The sequence below is a fragment of the Stenotrophomonas sp. GW821-FHT09E08 genome (assembly GCF_059416125.1).
The window spans coordinates 38,372-54,934 of the sequence record NZ_JBWKOO010000001.1 but is presented as its reverse complement, the minus strand read 5'-3'; the positions used below and the strand labels follow the sequence as shown (position 1 = coordinate 54,934).

13 protein-coding genes are annotated in these 16,563 nt (G+C 63.0%); 12 read left to right on the top strand and 1 reads right to left on the bottom strand.

The annotated features are described in order from the left end of the window. The first annotated feature begins 11 nt into the window (after positions 1-11). From purE to AC07M7_RS00310, 3 genes are all read left to right on the top strand, one after another. Positions 12-515, top strand: coding sequence for a 5-(carboxyamino)imidazole ribonucleotide mutase (gene purE, locus AC07M7_RS00320; RefSeq protein ID WP_495206512.1), 504 nt, complete (start codon positions 12-14; stop codon positions 513-515). Next, positions 512-1,660: a 5-(carboxyamino)imidazole ribonucleotide synthase gene (locus AC07M7_RS00315; protein ID WP_136638774.1), complete on the top strand. Its 1,149-nt coding sequence runs from the start codon at positions 512-514 to the stop codon at positions 1,658-1,660. The genes purE and AC07M7_RS00315 overlap by 4 nt, the downstream gene beginning before the upstream one ends. Before the next feature lie 112 nt (positions 1,661-1,772). Continuing rightward, positions 1,773-2,114 (top strand): carboxymuconolactone decarboxylase family protein, encoded by a 342-nt coding sequence (locus AC07M7_RS00310; protein WP_495206511.1) that lies wholly within the window; start codon positions 1,773-1,775, stop codon positions 2,112-2,114. Between the two features lie 37 nt (positions 2,115-2,151). Here AC07M7_RS00310 and AC07M7_RS00305 read toward each other — a convergent pair whose 3' ends face one another. Beyond that, positions 2,152-2,730: a superoxide dismutase gene (locus AC07M7_RS00305; protein WP_046983318.1), complete on the bottom strand. Its 579-nt coding sequence runs from the start codon at positions 2,728-2,730 to the stop codon at positions 2,152-2,154. A 119-nt stretch (positions 2,731-2,849) separates the two neighbouring features. Here AC07M7_RS00305 and grxD point away from each other — a divergent pair, with 119 nt between their 5' ends. From grxD to AC07M7_RS00260, 9 genes are all read left to right on the top strand, one after another. Further along, entirely contained in the window at positions 2,850-3,170 is a 321-nt protein-coding gene (grxD, locus tag AC07M7_RS00300; protein WP_004152129.1) for a Grx4 family monothiol glutaredoxin, read from the top strand. Continuing rightward, complete coding sequence (locus AC07M7_RS00295) at positions 3,167-3,943, top strand: SDR family NAD(P)-dependent oxidoreductase (protein WP_482997681.1); 777 nt, start codon at positions 3,167-3,169, stop codon at positions 3,941-3,943. Before grxD ends, AC07M7_RS00295 begins: the two co-directional genes overlap by 4 nt. A 229-nt stretch (positions 3,944-4,172) precedes the next feature. Then, positions 4,173-7,388 (top strand): TonB-dependent receptor, encoded by a 3,216-nt coding sequence (locus AC07M7_RS00290; protein WP_495206510.1) that lies wholly within the window; start codon positions 4,173-4,175, stop codon positions 7,386-7,388. Positions 7,389-7,640: 252 nt separating this feature from the next. Continuing rightward, entirely contained in the window at positions 7,641-9,029 is a 1,389-nt protein-coding gene (gene ppnN, locus AC07M7_RS00285; RefSeq protein WP_495206509.1) for a nucleotide 5'-monophosphate nucleosidase PpnN, read from the top strand. Between the two features lie 161 nt (positions 9,030-9,190). After that, positions 9,191-9,706, top strand: coding sequence for a GspH/FimT family pseudopilin (locus AC07M7_RS00280; RefSeq protein WP_495206508.1), 516 nt, complete (start codon positions 9,191-9,193; stop codon positions 9,704-9,706). After that, entirely contained in the window at positions 9,703-10,173 is a 471-nt protein-coding gene (gene pilV, locus AC07M7_RS00275) for a type IV pilus modification protein PilV (RefSeq protein WP_049399922.1), read from the top strand. Before AC07M7_RS00280 ends, pilV begins: the two co-directional genes overlap by 4 nt. 8 nt (positions 10,174-10,181) lie before the next feature. Next, positions 10,182-11,354: a PilW family protein gene (locus AC07M7_RS00270; RefSeq protein ID WP_495206507.1), complete on the top strand. Its 1,173-nt coding sequence runs from the start codon at positions 10,182-10,184 to the stop codon at positions 11,352-11,354. Positions 11,355-11,361: 7 nt separating this feature from the next. Next, complete coding sequence (locus AC07M7_RS00265) at positions 11,362-11,853, top strand: pilus assembly PilX family protein (protein WP_097049164.1); 492 nt, start codon at positions 11,362-11,364, stop codon at positions 11,851-11,853. Then, positions 11,850-16,544: a pilus assembly protein gene (locus tag AC07M7_RS00260; RefSeq protein WP_495206506.1), complete on the top strand. Its 4,695-nt coding sequence runs from the start codon at positions 11,850-11,852 to the stop codon at positions 16,542-16,544. The genes AC07M7_RS00265 and AC07M7_RS00260 overlap by 4 nt, the downstream gene beginning before the upstream one ends. The last annotated feature ends 19 nt before the right edge of the window (positions 16,545-16,563 follow it).

The following is a 16,563-nucleotide window of genomic DNA, read 5'->3' as shown; positions in this document are numbered from 1 at the left end:
GGTGACGGCCAATGACCCTCAACCCGATCGCGCCGCTTGTCGGCATCGTCATGGGTTCCCGCTCCGACTGGGAAACCATGCAGCACGCCGCCCAGAAGCTTGAAGCCCTGGGTGTTCCGTTCGAAGTGAAGGTGGTGTCCGCCCATCGGACGCCGGATGTGTTGTTCAGTTACGCCGAGCAGGCGGGCCCGCGTGGCCTGCGCGCGATCATCGCCGGTGCCGGCGGGGCCGCGCACCTGCCGGGCATGATCGCGGCCAAGACCGCGGTGCCGGTGCTGGGCGTGCCCGTGCAGTCCAAGGCCCTCAACGGCATGGATTCGCTGCTGTCGATCGTGCAGATGCCGGCCGGCATCCCGGTCGCCACCTTCGCCATCGGCAATGCAGGTGCCTCGAACGCCGCCTTGTTCGCCGCCGCGATGCTGGCCAGCGACCAGCCGGCGATCGGCCAGGCGCTTGACGCGTTCCGCGCACGCCAGACCGAAGACGTGATGGCCCACGACGATCCGCGCCAATGAGCTTGACTGTCGGCATCCTGGGCGGCGGCCAGCTCGCCCGCATGATGGTTCTGGCTGGTGCGCCGCTGGGACTGCGCTTCGAACTGTATGACCCGGCAGCCGACGCCTGCAGTGGCCCGCTGGCGCCGCTCACCGTCGGCGCGTTTGACGACCGCCAGGCTCTGGCGGACTTCGCCGCCAGGGTCGATGTGGTCACCTTCGATTTCGAGAACGTGCCCGCCGACAGCGCGCAGTTCCTGGCTGATCGCGTGCCGGTCTACCCGCCGCCGGCCGCACTGGCCGTGGCCCAGGACCGGCTGAGCGAGAAGACCCTGTTCCAGCAGCTGGGCATCCCGCTGCCGGCCTTTGCCGACATCCGCAGCCGTGACGAGCTGGCCGCGAAGGCCGCCGAGTTCGGCCTGCCGTGCATTCTCAAGACGCGCCGCCTCGGCTATGACGGCAAGGGCCAGTTCCGCCTGCGCAGCGAAGCCGACATCGACGCGGCATGGGATGCGCTGGGCGCCCAGGTCGAACGCACTGGCCTGATCCTGGAGGGCTTCGTGGCCTTCCAGCGCGAGGTCAGTGTGGTTGCCGTGCGTGGCCGCGATGGCAGCTTCCAGGCCTGGCCGGTCACCGGTAACTGGCACGTCGACGGGGTGCTGTCGGCCAGCGTGGCCCCGGCCGTGCTGTCGGCCGCCGAGCATGAGGCCGCGATCGGCTATGCGCGCCGCATCGCGGAGCACCTGCAGTATGTCGGTGTGTTCGCGCTGGAGCTGTTCTGCCGCGATGGCGAACTGCTGGCCAACGAGATGGCACCGCGCGTGCACAACTCCGGCCACTGGACCATCGAAGGCAGTGAAACTTCGCAGTTCGAGAACCACCTGCGTGCGGTGCTCGGCCTGCCGCTGGGCAGCACCCGCATGCTCGGCCATGCCTGCATGCTGAACTGGCTGGGCGCGATGCCCGACCCGTTGCCGGTGCTGGCCCAGGCCAGCGGCCACTGGCACGACTACGGGAAGGAAGCGCGCGATGGCCGCAAGGTGGGCCACGCCACCTTGCGCGACGATGATGCCGATGCGCTGGCCGATGCGCTGGAGCAGGTCGGCCTGGAGCTGGACCGCCAGGCCCAGGTGGCACCAGCGGTACACGCGCTGCGCAATCGCTGAGGAGGGTAGTGCCGGCCGCTGGCCGGCAAAGCAACGCTGTGGCGCGCCGGTGCAGGCATCGGCGCAACATTCCCGGTGGTAGCGTGGAGCTCCTTTCACAGGAGTCATCCCCATGCTCGACTGGAATGCCTACCGCAAGGAACTGAAGGGCCGCATCGGCGAGATCGGCAAGCTTTCACCGGATACGGTCAAGGGCTACGCGACGCTGGCCAATGCCGGCGCGCAGACCAAGCATCTCGATGCCAAGACCCGCGAGCTGATCGCGCTGGCGGTGGCGGTCACCACCCGCTGTGATGGCTGCATCACCGTGCACGTGGATGCTGCGCTGAAGCACGGCGCCAGCCGCGAGGAAATCGCCGAAGCGCTGGGCGTGGCGGTGTCGCTCAATGCCGGTGCAGCGCTGGTCTACTCGGCGCGGGTGATGGATGCCGTGGCCGCGCACGAGAGCGCGTGAGGTCCACGTGTCGCCGGGCCATGCCCGGCGGATGTCCTCAGCGCAGCTGGCTTTCGGCGAATTCCCAGTTGACCATCTGCCAGAACGCGTCCAGATAACGCGCGCGATCATTCTGGTAGTCGGTGTAGTAGGCGTGTTCCCACACATCGCAGCACAGCAGTGGCGTACTCTCGCCGGTCAGCGGCGTGCCGGCATTGCGGGTGGCCTGGATGCCCAGCTGGCCGCCGGGATGCTGCACCAGCCACACCCAGCCTGAGCCGAACAGCCCCAGCGCGGTACGGTTGAACTCCTCGCGCAGGCGCTGCGTGTCGCCAAACTGGCGCTTGACCAGCTCGCCCAGCCGGCCCTGTGGCTCGCCACCGCCGCGTGGGCGCAGGCATTGCCAGTAGAAGCCGTGGTTCCACGCCTGGGCCGCAGCGTCGAACAGTCTGCCCTGGGTGTGGCGGACGATCTCTTCCAGTGACGCCTCCTCCCACTCGGTGCCGAGAATGCCGGCATTGACCGCATCGACATAGGCGCGATGGTGGCGGCCGTGGTGCAGTTCCACGGTCTGCGCGGACAGGTGCGGCAGTAGGGAGCCAGAGAGGTAGGGCAGGGCAGGCAATTCGACGGGCATGGACAGGTTCGTGGCAGGGGGCGGCGGCAGCCGGTTCCATCGGCTTACAATGGCGGCTACCTTGGGCAGTCTAGCCGACCATCGCGGTCGGTTTGTCCGGCGGAGCAAGGAGTGTGGTTGTGGCGGTAATGCAGCAAATCCAGGCCGAGGTCGATCGTTACCCGCTCGTCTTGTTCATGAAGGGCACCCCGCAATACCCAATGTGTGGCTTCTCCAGCCGCGCCGTACAGGCGTTGATGGCTGCCGGCGCCGTCACCCTGCGCACCGTCAACGTGCTGGAAGAGCCGGAGATCCGCGCCAATCTGCCGCGCTTCTCCAATCTGCCGACCTTCCCGCAACTGTTCATCAACGGCGAGTTGATCGGCGGCTGCGACATCGTCATGGAACTGTTCGAAGCCGGCGAGCTGAAGCGCATCGTCGAAGAGGCGACCCAGGGATGAGTGCCTGGCCATCGACGTCACCGACTGACGGGGCGCTCGATGGCCGCCCGTTGCAGGACCGCGTGGTGCTGGTTGCCGGTGCCGGTGGCGGGCTGGGCAGTGCCGCAGCGGTCGCAGCGGCTGCCGCCGGGGCCACTGTCGTCCTGATGGGGCGCAAGCCGCGCCGGCTGGATCGCGTCTATGCGCAGGTCCAGGCCGTCGGTCCGGAGCCTCTGCTCTACCCGCTGGACCTTGAGGGTGCCGGCCCCGATGACTATGCCGAGCTGGCCCAGGCCCTGCAGCGTGAGTTGGGCCGCCTGGACGGCCTGCTGGTCTGCGCCGCCCACTTCCCGGGCCTGACTCCGTTCGAGCTGGCCGATCCGGCCAGCTTCGCCCGTGCCGTCCATGTCACCCTGACCGCCCCGGCCTGGCTGGCCCAGGCCTGCCTGCCGCTGCTGCGGCAGCGTGAAGATGCAGCGCTGGTGTTTGCTGTCGATGCGCCGGAACGGGTTGGGCAGGCCTACTGGGGCGGTTACGGCGTGGCCCAGCATGGCTTGCGCGGCCTGATCGCCAGCCTGCACGACGAACTCGGCCGCAGCCCGGTGCGGGTCAGCGGCCTGTATCCCGGCCCGCTGCGCACGGCGCTGCGCGCCCGTGCGTATTCGGTCGACCAAGACCCGGCCGCCCAGGGCCCGGAAGCGGCCGCGGCGGCGGCCGTGACCTTGCTGTCCAGCGCGGGCAGCGCATGGCGCGGGCAGGTCCTTGACGCCAGTGGAATGAGCCCGGTCGAGTAAGTCCCGGGGAAAGACGGAGTGAAGAACCCGTCACGATTGCGTTGCGATCCGGTGCCGTTTGTCGCACAACCGTCACATCCAAGGCGTAGCGTGTTAATCTAGTGTTAACCGTTTCGGCAGCTGCCGTTCACGGTAGGGAACCCCAGATAAATGTCCGAACAGCCGCCCGCAAGGCTGCTTGGATGCGCTTTTTTCCGCCATCGCCAACTCGCATCGAGGCTACCGAAAAATGACTCACCCACTCCGGATGTCCAAGCTCACCCTTGGTCTCGTGGCTGCACTTGCTGCCGCTCCTGCCTTCGCCCAGAGCACCTCCGCCGGTGTCGGTGGCCAGGTCATGTCCGCTGCAGGCCAGCCTGTCGCCGGCGCTGAAGTCACCATCACCCACACCGAGTCGGGCACTGTTTCGCGTGCTACCACCGATGCGTCGGGTCGTTACAACGCGCGCGGCTTGCGCGTGGGTGGCCCGTACACCATCACCATCACCAAGTCCGGTGAAGGCACCAAGACCGAAGAAGGTGTATTCCTGAACCTGAATCAGGTCAACACCGTCAATGCCAACCTGGGCGGCGATCTGGCTGCCACCAACCTGGATGCCGTGAACGTTGTCGCCACTGCCGGTTCGAGCGTCTTCAGCTCGGAAAACAAGGGCGTGGGTACCTCGGTTGACGGCCGCAAGCTGGAGCTGGCGCCGAAGGGCAACCGTTCGTTGGATGACGTCGCTCGCCTGGATCCGCGCATCAGCGTGACTGACCAAGCCACCGGCGCAATCTCGGTCGCGGGTATCAACAACCGCTACAACAAAATCTCGGTTGACGGCCTGTCTCAGGGTGACCCGTTCGGCCTCAACGCCAACGGCATGCCGTACACCGGCTCGCCGATCTCGGTGGACACGATCGCTGCCTACGACATCAAAGTCAGCGACTATGACGTGTCTCAGGACGTGGTCGGCGCCGCGATCAATGCGGTCACCAAGTCTGGTACCAATGAGTTCCACGGTTCGGCGTACTACGTGTACAAGAAGGCCGACAGCATGGTGGGCAAGCGCAACGGCGAGGACTACGATGCTTTCGGCAAGGACACCACCAAGGGCTTCACCCTGGGCGGTCCGATCCTGAAGGATCGCCTGTTCTTCTTTGGGTCGTATGAAGAACAGGAAATCACCGATTTCGGTGGCGCGGCGTCTTCCGACGGTCTGAGCACTGGTGCGGTGACCCGCGCGGAGATCGACCGGGTCATCGACATCTCCAAGAACAAGTACGGGATCGATCCGGGTACTTATGGTGCAGCCGGTGGCGTGAATCTGACCAACAAGCGCTACCTGGGCAAGATCGACTGGAACATCAGCGACTCTCATCGCGCCAGCCTGACCTATCAGCAGACTGAGGAAACGTTGCCGCAGCCGTATGACAGCAACGCAAACTCGGTGATCCTTACCAGCCGTTGGTTCACCAAGACCAGCGAGACCAAGAACACTGCACTGCAGCTGTTCAGCGATTGGACCGACAACTTCACCACCGAGGCCAAGTTCAGCTACCAGAAGTTCGAACAGGTCTCGGGTGCTTCGCAGAACCTGCCGACCATCAACGTGGGTGTGGCCAGCACCCAGTCTGGCTCGAGCAACGGTGTGCGCCTTGGTGAAGATCGCAACCGACACGAGAATGCGATCAACACCAAGAAGAAGACCGCCTCGATCTTTGGTACCTACTACGCCGGCGATCACACTATCAAGGGTGGTTTTGACTATGAAGATGCCGACGCGCTGAATCTGTATGGCCGAGATCTGCACGGCGTGTATACCTTTGACAGCATCGCTGACTTCGAAGCAGGCAAGTACTACCGCTACGATGTGCGCCGCCCGATCGGCGGGTACTCCGAAGCCGACACTGCGGCTGCGATTGGTTTCACCATGTTCAGCCCGTACCTGCAGGATACTTGGCAGGTAAATAACAACCTGTCGATCACCTATGGTGTGCGCGCCAATATCCCGAAGGCCGACAAGGCGCCGCCGCGCAAGCCGGGCTTCGAGGAAACCTTCGGCTTCCGCAATGACTACAAGCTCGGCAGCAGCAATAAGGTGATCATGCCGCGCTTCTCGTTCAACTACACCTTCGATACCGAGCGCTACTCGCAGCTGCGCGGTGGCGTGGGCCTGTTCCAGTCAGTCCCGCCGTTCGTCTGGCTTGCCAATCCGTACCAGAACAACGGCATGACCTCGGCCTCGTTCTGCGCCTACGGCAACACCGTGGTTCGCGGCTGTGTTCCGAACAACGGCCAGTACGCGTTCAGCCCGGATGCATTCAACCAGCCGTTCCCGAGCGGTGCAGCCGCGCCGACCAATGCGCAGATGGATTCCATTGATCCGGACTTCAAGCTGCCGACCGTCTGGAAGGCGAGCCTGGGCTACGATCATGAGCTGCCGTGGATGGGGCTGGTGGGCACCGTCGAAGTGCAGTACCTGAAGAACAAGGATGCAGTGTTCTACAACGCTCTGAACATCGGAACGCCGAATGGTCAGCTGTTCGACGGTCGTGACAGCTACTGGGTCACTCCGGGCGGCGTTAAGAACAATGGTAGCAAGCCGGATTACGCCACCAACTCGACCTACCTGACTAACTCCAACAAGGGCAGCTCCACTGCAGTCACCTTCTCGTTGGACAAGCCGATGGCAAATGGCTGGTACGGCAACCTGTCCTACACCTACACCAAGGCAACGGAAGTTGGTTCGGACACCAGTTCGCAGGCCTGGTCGAGCTACCAGTTCGTTTCGCGCCTGAACCCGAACGAGGAATATGCCGGAACCGCGACCCGCGAGATCCGCAATCAGATCAAGCTGTCGCTGGGTTGGGAGCACGCGTTCTTCGGTGATTACAAGACCAGCATTACCGGCTTCTACACCGGTCGCAACGGCCTGCCTTACACTTGGCTGGTTGATGGTGACTTGAACGGTGACGGCATCTTCCAGGATCCGGCGTACATCCCGCTGTTGAATGACGCAAAGGTTTCGTACGTGAAGGGCAATCGTGCCGCGACCGCCGCCGAAATTGCCGAGTTCCAGCGCCGCATCGATGAAAATCCGTACCTGGCAGCACGCCGTGGTTCGGTCGCCGAACGCAATGGTGCTCGCAACCCGTGGGTCAACCAGCTGGACGTGGCCATCCAGCAGGAACTGCCTGGCTTCTTCAAGGAGCACAAGTCGATCCTGCGCCTGGATATCTACAACTTCCTGAACATGCTGGACAAGAGTTGGGGCCGGACCCGCAACGCGTCGGACTTCGATACTCGTTACCTGACCACTGGCAAAGTCAAGGCCGATGGTTCGTACGAATACGATCTGGGCCGCAACTCGCCGCAGGAACTGCGTGAGTACGACTTCAGCTCGGGCTATCCGTCCCGCGTCGTTTCGCGCTGGTCGGCAATGCTGACTCTGCGTTACGAGTTCTGATCTGTCGGAGCACGATGTAAGACGTGAAAACGGCCGGGGAAACCCGGCCGTTTTCCGTTCAGGCGAAAGTTCTTGCAGGTCACCTGGCATCGGCGTAGCATCCAGAAATGTGCGCGGTGCCAACGCCGCCGATGCGGTCCCGGAAAGGCGAACGCGGGAAGCACACATCCAACGGTCGGGCTTCCCGGCCGTTTTGCTTTTTAAGGGGGCGGCAGTACAGTCGGAAACCTTGAAGGAAGCGAAAAATTGGACATGACCACGAACGAAAAATCAGCCCGTGCACTGCCGGTGCAGGACGCGCGGATCTACCCGCGCGGTGGGCTGGATGTGCTGTCGCGGGCCGAAGTGGCCCGCCTGCGCGATGCGTCTGCCGGCGGTATGCACGAGCTGCTGCGCCGCTGCGCGCTGGCCGTGCTGACCAGCGGCAGCGCCTCTGACGATCCGCGCGCGGCGCGCGATCTGTATCCCGATTTCGACATCCAGGTGGCGCAGCAGGATCGCGGCGTGCGCATCGACCTGGTCAATGCACCGGCGATGGCCTTCGTCGATGGCGAGATCATCCGCGGCGTCGCCGAACTGCTGTTCGCCGTGGTGCGTGACTTGGCCTACATGGCCATCGAGATGGGCCCGGCCTACGCGGCCGAGCTGGAGTCGTCCGAGGGCATCACCAATGCGGTGTTCGGCCTGCTGCGCAACGCGCGCATCCTCAACCCGGGCGACCCGAACCTGGTGGTGTGCTGGGGCGGCCACTCGATCTCGCGCGACGAATACCTGTACACCAAGCAGGTGGGCTACGAGCTGGGCCTGCGCGGTCTGGACATCTGCACCGGCTGTGGTCCGGGCGCGATGAAGGGCCCGATGAAGGGCGCCACCATCGCCCATGCCAAGCAGCGCCGCACCGTGACGCGTTACATCGGCCTGACCGAGCCGGGCATCATCGCCGCCGAGTCGCCGAACCCGATCGTCAACCACCTGGTGATCATGCCGGACATCGAGAAGCGCCTGGAGGCTTTCGTCCGCATTGGCCACGGCATCATCGTGTTCGCCGGTGGCGTCGGCACCGCCGAGGAAATCCTGTACCTGCTCGGCATCCTGCTGCGCGAGGAAAACAAGGACCTGCCGTTCCCGCTGATCCTGACCGGCCCGACCGTGGCCGCGCCGTACTTCGAGCAGATCGACCGCTTCATCCGCCTGACCCTGGGCGATGAAGCCGCCGAGCGCTACGAGATCATCATCGGCGACCCGGTGGCGGTGGCCAAGAATATGTCGGCCGGCATCAAGCGCGTGCGCGAGCATCGCCTGGCGCAGAAGGACTCGTTCTTCTTCAACTGGTCCATCGAGATTCCGTGGGAGTACCAGCAGCCGTTCGTGCCGACCCACGAGGCCATGGCCGCGCTGGACCTGCACCACGGGCGCGCGCCGCACGCACTGGCGGCCGACCTGCGCCGGGCGTTCTCGGGCATCGTCGCCGGCAACGTGAAGGAAGACGGCATGCGCCGCATCGAGCAGTTCGGGCCGTTCCAGATCCACGGCGATACGGACATGATGCAGGCCCTGGATGGGCTGCTGCGTGCCTTCGTCGAGCAGCGCCGGATGAAGATCTCCGGCGAGTACCAGCCCTGCTACCAGGTGCTGGCCTGAGCCTGCGCCGGCGCGATGGGGATCGCGCCGGCACCGGCAGGGGAGGGCGGGTCGTCAAGCCTTTGACGCCCGTCGCCCCGGATTGACCGTTCATCCTGCCGCCGCTTGCCGGTGGCGGGGCGATGGCCCATCGTGGCCACCAACACGCTGGGGAGCGTCCAATGTCTTTGCGCCGGCAAAACGGCTTCACGCTGGTTGAGTTGATGGTCACGGTTGCCGTACTGGCGATCCTGAGCACCATTGCGTATCCCAGCTTCCAGAGCACGATCCGCTCAAATCGTTTGGCCACGACGACCAACGAACTGATCGCGTCGCTGGCACTTGCCCGTTCCGAGGCAATAAAGAACACGCATGGTGGGGCTGTATGCGCATCCACAGCGGGCAAGGAATGTGATGGCAGCAGCTGGGCCGACGGCTGGATGGTCTGGGAGGATCGCAACGGGAACGGGTCGCTTGATTCCGGTGAGAACGTGCTGCGCTACAGCGAAGGTCGCCCGACCATGAAGTCCGCAACCGAAACGTTGACCATCGGCTTCGATGGACGTGGCCGCAATCGCGCCAACGCGGAAGTGGAAGTGACACTTCGCCCTGAGAAGTGTGGCGACCAGCCCCTGCAGCGGACGCTACGCATACCGCCTACGGGACAGGTCCGGCTGTTGAAGGAGAGTTGCTCATGAGAAGGATCGGCTTCCAACCGCACCGTACGGCGCAGGGCGGTTTCACCCTGATCGAGGTCATGATCGCGATCCTGGTGATGGGTATCGGCCTGCTGGGCTTCGCGCTGCTGCAGACGATGAATGTACGGTTCGTGCAGAGCGCGAACTACCGCACCCAGGCCACCAACCTGGGGTACGAGCTGCTTGATCAGATCCGGGCCAACCGGATCAACGCGCTCAGCTATGCCGGTACCTATGCTGCTACCACCGGCAAGGGGGACTGCGCGCCGTCCATCGGCAAGGATATCGGCAAGGATGATTTCACCCGCGACTGGCGCTGCCGCCTGGGCCGCGCACTGGGTGACTCGGCATCCGGAACGGTAACCGTCAACGACGGCCGGGTACGGGTGTCGGTCAGTTGGGGCGATGAGCGTTGGAATCCCGATTCGAAGGCTGACACCACCTTTGCTGCCGAGAGCCTGCTGTGATGACCAGAATGCGCTCCCGCCAAGCGATGAGTGGCCTGTCGTTGATCGAGTTGATGATCGCCCTGACCATCGGCCTGATCATCATGCTGGGCGTGGTCCAGGTGTTTGCCGCTTCACGCACGGCCTACCAGCTGTCTGAAGGGCTGGCGCGGGTCCAGGAGAACAGCCGTTTCGCGATGGATTCCCTGCAACGCGAACTGCGCATGGCGGGACACTTCGGCTGCGTGAACGATCAGGCGCATGATCCGCAGGGCACCTTGGCAACCACCTTCGCTGCGGGAGGCCACCCCGCGCTGGACTTCGCGCGGTCGATCCAGGGCTATGAAGCAACGGATACCAAGCCGGGCGACGCACTGACGTTGGCGGCAACGCCGTCAACGGGGGGCAACAAGTACTCCCCGGCGTTGCCGAGTGAGTTCGCCGCGGCCATCAAGAACCGGGTCGACGGCAGCGATATCGTCGCTCTGCGCTATCTGGTGCCGACCGGTGTGCCGGTCACGGCGGTAGCCGGAACGGTTGCCCAGCCGGTTTTCAGTTTTGATCCCAAACGTCTTGCCGTGCTTGATAGCGGCGTTACCGACCCGGGGTTGTTCGGTGTGGCCGACTGCATTTCCGCCACGGTCTTCCAGGCTCGTGCGATCGACGCAAAGGCCGGCACCGTGACGGTGGGCACTGCACCCAACAACGACGTGGCCATCGCCCGCAACTACGAGCCCGGCCAGGCGGTGCTGTATCGCGCCGAGACGTCGATCCTGTACGTGGGCTACGACGCTACGACCAAGCAATCCTCGCTGTATCGCCTTCGATTCACCGCCAAGCCCGGTGCTGCCCTGGTGGCAGGACCGGCAGAGGCGCTGGTCGAAGGCGTGGAGAACATGCAGCTCCTGTATGGCCAGGATCATGGTCTGAGCACGGTCTCGCCGACCGGCTACATCGATCGCCAGGGTACCGCGACCGATGTTCAGGCCTCCATCGTGCCGGCCTCGCGCGGCTGGCAGCGCGTGGGCACGGTGCAGTTGGGGCTGGTGGTATCCAGTCCAGATCCGGCCGCATCTGCCCAGGCCAGTTCGAGTGCGCCGCTGAGCGCGCTCGGCGTGACCTATACCGCGCCCTCTGACGGCCGCATGCGCGCCGCCTACCAGAGCACGATCGCTCTGCGCAATCGCCTGTATGGCAACTGAGGCCACCATGCGTACCCATCCCGCCCGCCGCCGCTCTCTGCATTCCCCGCGTTCCCAGCGCGGCGCGGTGCTGTATGTCGTGCTGATCATGCTGGTACTGATGGCCCTGCTGGGTATCGCCGGCATGCAGGTCACGAGCATGCAGGAACGGATGGCCGCCAACTATCTGCGCAGCAACGTTGCCTTCCAGAACGCTGAGGCCGACGCCCGGCAGACCGAGAAATCCATCGAGAAGGCACTGGCTGACGGGGGCATCTTCAAGGCCAACCAGGAGGAGTGCAGTCCCTCCTACGATCCGCAGACGTGGGCCGATGGTCTCAGTGAAACCAAGTCCACCTACACGCGTCGCATCGACAAGTGCTTTGCAGCGTCCAGCCGGCGCACCGGCGGCCGACAGAACGAAGAAACCGGGAACATCTACCAGGTCACGGCGCTTGCCAGTGACGATCCCTCCAATGCGTCCGCCAGTGCGGTCATCGACACGATCTTCATCCCATGAACAGCGAGCGCCGTTTCCTTCGACTTCGTTCCTCCACCTGGCTGCGGGCCGGTGTGGGTGTTGCTGCGCTTGCCGGCCTTGCCGCGTTGATCATTCCGCTGCAGGCCGCGCTTGGTGACTACGACATCGCGCAGGAGCCGCTGTACAGCAAGCAGAGCCAGCCGCCATTGATGATGATGGTGATGTCGCGCGACGAGCAGCTGTTCAACAAGGCCTACAGCGACTACAGCGACCTGGATGAGGACGGGGTGCTCGACACGACCTACCTGGACACGTTCGAGTACGGCGGGTATTTCGATTCGAAGCTGTGCTACAACTACGCCAGTGATGTCTTCAAGGCATCCAAGGCTGCCGCTGGGGCCAATGGGCACAGCTGCACGACGGGACTCTGGTCAGGAAATTTCCTGAACTGGGTGACGATGAGTCGCCTGGATGTAATGCGAAGTGTCCTGTATGGAGGACAGCGCTTTACTGACACGAAAGAGAAAACCGTACTGGAGCGTGCGCCGATACCGAGCGACCTGCATGCCTGGGTCAAGGTTTACAGCGGCACGAATCTCCGCGAGTTTGCCAACGTCCCAGGAAGCTCGACAACTTTCAGCTTCTGCAGTGCGACGCGCTCGGCAACGGGTGCACCACTTATGCGAGTGGCTGCGGGCGCCTTGAGCGAGTGGGCATCGACAGCCAGCAATCAATGCGATACCGGCCGAGCCAGCAACGCGGACGGCTACGCTGACATCCCCCGCTCGGCAACGGACTACACCGTCCGCGTGGAAGTATGCGACTCCGGAAGCTCCGCCGTACGCGAAAGCAATTGTCGGAAGTACAGCGATGGCACGACCGATCGATACAAACCTGCCGGTCTCCTGCAGACCTATGGCGAAAGTGGTCGACTGCGCTTTGGTCTGATCAGTGGTTCCTACGCGAACCCTCGCGACGGCGGCGTGCTTCGTCGCAACATCGGCAAGCTGGCGGGCAACAGCACCACTTTCTGTTCGGCCGGTGACGAAATCAATCTATCCACGGGACAGTTCTGCTACCTCAACCTCGTCGGTAACGCCAAGGCGGATGATGAAGGGGTAATCAATGCAATCTCCAACTTCCGTCTCGATAAGTGGAATTGGTCGAACAATTGGACGGACTGCGATCGGTACGGCATTCTGAATCGAGCCGGCACCGATGGAAAGTTGATCCTCGACAATCCTGGTGCTGGCTCGCAGAAGTGCAGTGCCTGGGGTAATCCATTGGCAGAAATGTACGCAGAAGCACTTCGCTACATTGCGAACTCTGCGGCCACGGGTGCATACGGGGTGACTACTGGTGAGCTTTCCGGCCTGCCCAAGTCGATCAGCTGGGCCGATCCCTATCGGGAGCCGGCAAAGGGAGGGAACTCCTATTGTGCAACCTGCAATATCCTCGTCCTGTCTTCTGGTTTGCCGTCCTTTGATGGGGACAATATCGGCACTCTACCCGCGTCAATCGATGCTGTGGCGCAGACCAATGCAATCGGTACTGCGGAGGGAATTGCCGGAAAGTCGTGGATGGTCGGCCGAAACACGGCAACTGCAAGCAATGCGAATAACACCCATGAGGACATCTGCGAAGGGCGCGTTCTAGGTAGTCTCAGTACTGCTCGAGGTATCTGCCCGGATATTCCTACAATGGAAGGCAGTTATCTGATGGCTGGCATGGCCAAGGGTGCGGCAAGCGTTGACCTGCGCCCCGGCGTGCAGGGTAAACCCTCGAGTTACAAAGTGACCGCAACCACCTATGCGGTGGCCATGGCGGAGAATCTGCCCAAGTTCGATATCAAAATTGGGGATCGGGTGATCAGCTTGGCGCCGCTGTGCCAGGCGAATACGAGTGAGGGTGCCACCAGTTCCTCTGGAAATTGGCGTAGCTGCTTCCTTGGGTCTGTTGGGGTGGGCACGAAGATCTCCACGACCAATCCGGTCAATACTTATGGCCGCAGGTACGAAGCCAATGGCACGTCTGGCAGTTTCTCGCTGGTATGGGAGGATTCGCTGTGGGGCAACGATCATGACAATGACGTTGTTTCGATGCTGAGCTATTGCGTAGGTGCGGCGTGCGATAGTAATTCTGGTTTCAATAATATTTGTTGGCGGGCCGATGCAAAGCGGAGCGTCGATGCGGCAGCTGGTGGAAGGTTGTGCAACTACACCACAACCAGGGATGACGACTGGATCGGTACGAATCTCGCCGGTAAGGTGAGGGATGACGAAGTGCTGATTCGCATCGAGAATCTGTCTGCATACGCAGGCAATGCGATGCTGACTGGCTATACGATTTCTGGGTCGAACGCAAAGGAAACGGTCCAGCGACTGGCGTTGCGCCGGGGCAATAAGAACGGCTCCGTGTTGTCGTCGTCAGCGGACTTCCCATACAGCTTTGCCGAGTGGAACCGCCCGATCGTGATCAAGTACAAGGCGGCCAGTGGTGCCGCTGGCCAGCTTGAGAGCCCGCTCTGGTATGCCGCCAAGTACGGTGTCCCGGCCGGTAAGAAGTGGGACAGCAAGAAACCAGGCGTGCCGGACAACTACTTCCTGGCACGCAATCCGACCAAGCTGAAGGAGGCGCTGGAGGCGATCTTCAACAGTGCAGCGGAAGGTGATGCGCCGGTCGGTGGCAGCGGCAGTGGCGCGCGTATTTCGACCAACTCGTTCACCGTATCGTCCCACTACAGCGTGCCCTCTGGCACTGTGGACTGGACCGGTGATGTCATTGCCACCCAGGTCGACGGCCAGGGTGCGGATGGTGCCGTGCTGTGGAAGGCGTCCAGCAGCATCGGCAGTGCCACGCGCCGCATCTACATGGCGACGTCCCCCACCAGGACTGCGTCCGATGGCACGGTGACCCCGGTCAATGCGACCGAGTTCCTGGCCACCAATCTGCCGGGCACCGATGAGCGGGCGAAGCTGTCTGCGTTGGGATTCAGCGACTCGATTCCTGCCTGGTTCGGCAAGATGACCTCGACCAATCTGGTCAACTATCTGCGGGGGGCAGCGGTGAGTGGCCTGCGTTCGCGCACATCGCCGTTGGGTGACATCGTCAATTCCACCACCGAGATCGTCTCCAAAACGGATGACTTCGGCTATGCAGGCTGGGCGAGGCAGTCGACAGTCAAGTGGAAGGCGACTCTGGGCACGTCTTATGACAGCTTCCTGAAAGCGAAGCGTGCGACATCAGGGCCGCCGACGATGATCTATGTTGGCGCCAATGACGGCATGGTGCATGGTTTCAACGGTTCGAATGGGGCGTCCGGCGGCACGGAAGAGCTGGCCTTCATTCCCTCAGCTGCGATGCAGCACATCGCCGAGCTGGCCAATCCCAAGTATGGGCATCGCTACTACGTGGATGGCCCACTGACATCGTCCGACGTTTACTACGGGGATGCCTGGAACACGGTGCTGGTGGGCACTACGGGTGGTGGTGGCTCCAGCAAGGCGCCCAATGCGGCGAGCGTAGGCAATGGCTCTGTGTTCGCGCTGAATGTCAGCGATCCGACCTCGTTCGGTGCATCGAGTGTGTTGTGGGAAGTCTCGGGCAAGACGGAGTCGGATCTCGGGTTCGTGCTTGGCAAGCCGGCTGTGGTGGCGGTGAAGGGCGCCGATGCCAATGCTGCGCCGCGTTTCGTCGCGATCTTCGGCAATGGCGTCAACTCCACCAGCGGCAAGGCAGCGCTGTTCGTGGCCGATATCCAGACCGGCAAGGTGCTCAAGCGGCTTTCGCCGGTAGGTGCCAAGTACGCGGCACGCAATGGTCTGATCAACATCGCCACCGTGGCGTTGAAGAACAATGACGGCATCACCGACACTGTGTACGGCGGTGACATGCAGGGCAATATCTGGAAGTTTGATCTTTCCAGTACCGATCCGGCCGATTGGAACATCGCCCTGTCTGGAACTCCGCTGTTCACTGCTACGCGCAACAACAGCCCGCAGCCGATCATGAGCGGCATCGAGATCAGCACGGGCCCAGGCGGTGGCATCAGTCTGTTCTTCGGTACCGGCCAGTACTTCGCCGCCGATGACAATGCGGTCAGCAGCACTTCGCCAGTGCAGTCGCTGTATGGCATCTGGGACAACCTCGCCAGTGCGGTCGGCACGCGCGACAACCTGGTACAGCAAGTAATCACTACCGGTACATCGGCCAGCGGCTATCAATTGCGTGATGTCACCCGCAATGCGGTGAACTACGGTTCGGCCCGCGGCTGGTATGTGGACCTGCAGGCCGGATCGGCAGTCGAAGGCGAACGCTTCGTCGGCAACCCCCGTGTGCAGAACGGCATCGTGTTCTTCACGTCCTATGTGCCGGGTACCGCCATCTGCGGCAGCGGGGGTGGCGTGAACTGGCTGTACGGTCTCAACCTGCTGACCGGTGGAGGCCAGATGTCCGGCCTGAGTCCAACGATCGGAGGAGAAGCGCTGTGCACCGGCAACTGCGGTGGTGTCGCCCTGACCAAGAAGGGTGACCTCAGCCAAGGGCCGCCAGTGAAGGACACCAACATCTTTGTGCCCAAGCTTACGCCCTGCAAACCAGGCGACACGGGATGCACGGTCGACAAGATGCTGCAGGCCAGCCAGTGTACGTTCGTGCTGCGTGCGGCCGGCGCCGATCCGCTTTACATGCCTCGACCCTGTGGACGACAGTCGTGGCGGCAGATCCGTTGATGAATCCGATATCGAGGTT

What these genes read in the sequence shown, in the direction of transcription:
- AC07M7_RS00280 (WP_495206508.1), top strand. Translation starts at nt 9,191, where the DNA reads ATGTCTTTGCGCCGGCAAAACGGCTTCACGCTGGTTGAGTTGATGGTC.
- AC07M7_RS00295 (WP_482997681.1), top strand. Translation starts at nt 3,167, where the DNA reads ATGAGTGCCTGGCCATCGACGTCACCGACTGACGGGGCGCTCGATGGC.
- AC07M7_RS00260 (WP_495206506.1), top strand. Translation starts at nt 11,850, where the DNA reads ATGAACAGCGAGCGCCGTTTCCTTCGACTTCGTTCCTCCACCTGGCTG.
- AC07M7_RS00270 (WP_495206507.1), top strand. Translation starts at nt 10,182, where the DNA reads ATGCGCTCCCGCCAAGCGATGAGTGGCCTGTCGTTGATCGAGTTGATG.
- AC07M7_RS00265 (WP_097049164.1), top strand. Translation starts at nt 11,362, where the DNA reads ATGCGTACCCATCCCGCCCGCCGCCGCTCTCTGCATTCCCCGCGTTCC.
- AC07M7_RS00315 (WP_136638774.1), top strand. Translation starts at nt 512, where the DNA reads ATGAGCTTGACTGTCGGCATCCTGGGCGGCGGCCAGCTCGCCCGCATG.
- AC07M7_RS00305 (WP_046983318.1), bottom strand. Translation starts at nt 2,730, where the DNA reads ATGCCCGTCGAATTGCCTGCCCTGCCCTACCTCTCTGGCTCCCTACTG.
- AC07M7_RS00310 (WP_495206511.1), top strand. Translation starts at nt 1,773, where the DNA reads ATGCTCGACTGGAATGCCTACCGCAAGGAACTGAAGGGCCGCATCGGC.
- AC07M7_RS00290 (WP_495206510.1), top strand. Translation starts at nt 4,173, where the DNA reads ATGACTCACCCACTCCGGATGTCCAAGCTCACCCTTGGTCTCGTGGCT.
- pilV (WP_049399922.1), top strand. Translation starts at nt 9,703, where the DNA reads ATGAGAAGGATCGGCTTCCAACCGCACCGTACGGCGCAGGGCGGTTTC.
- purE (WP_495206512.1), top strand. Translation starts at nt 12, where the DNA reads ATGACCCTCAACCCGATCGCGCCGCTTGTCGGCATCGTCATGGGTTCC.
- ppnN (WP_495206509.1), top strand. Translation starts at nt 7,641, where the DNA reads ATGACCACGAACGAAAAATCAGCCCGTGCACTGCCGGTGCAGGACGCG.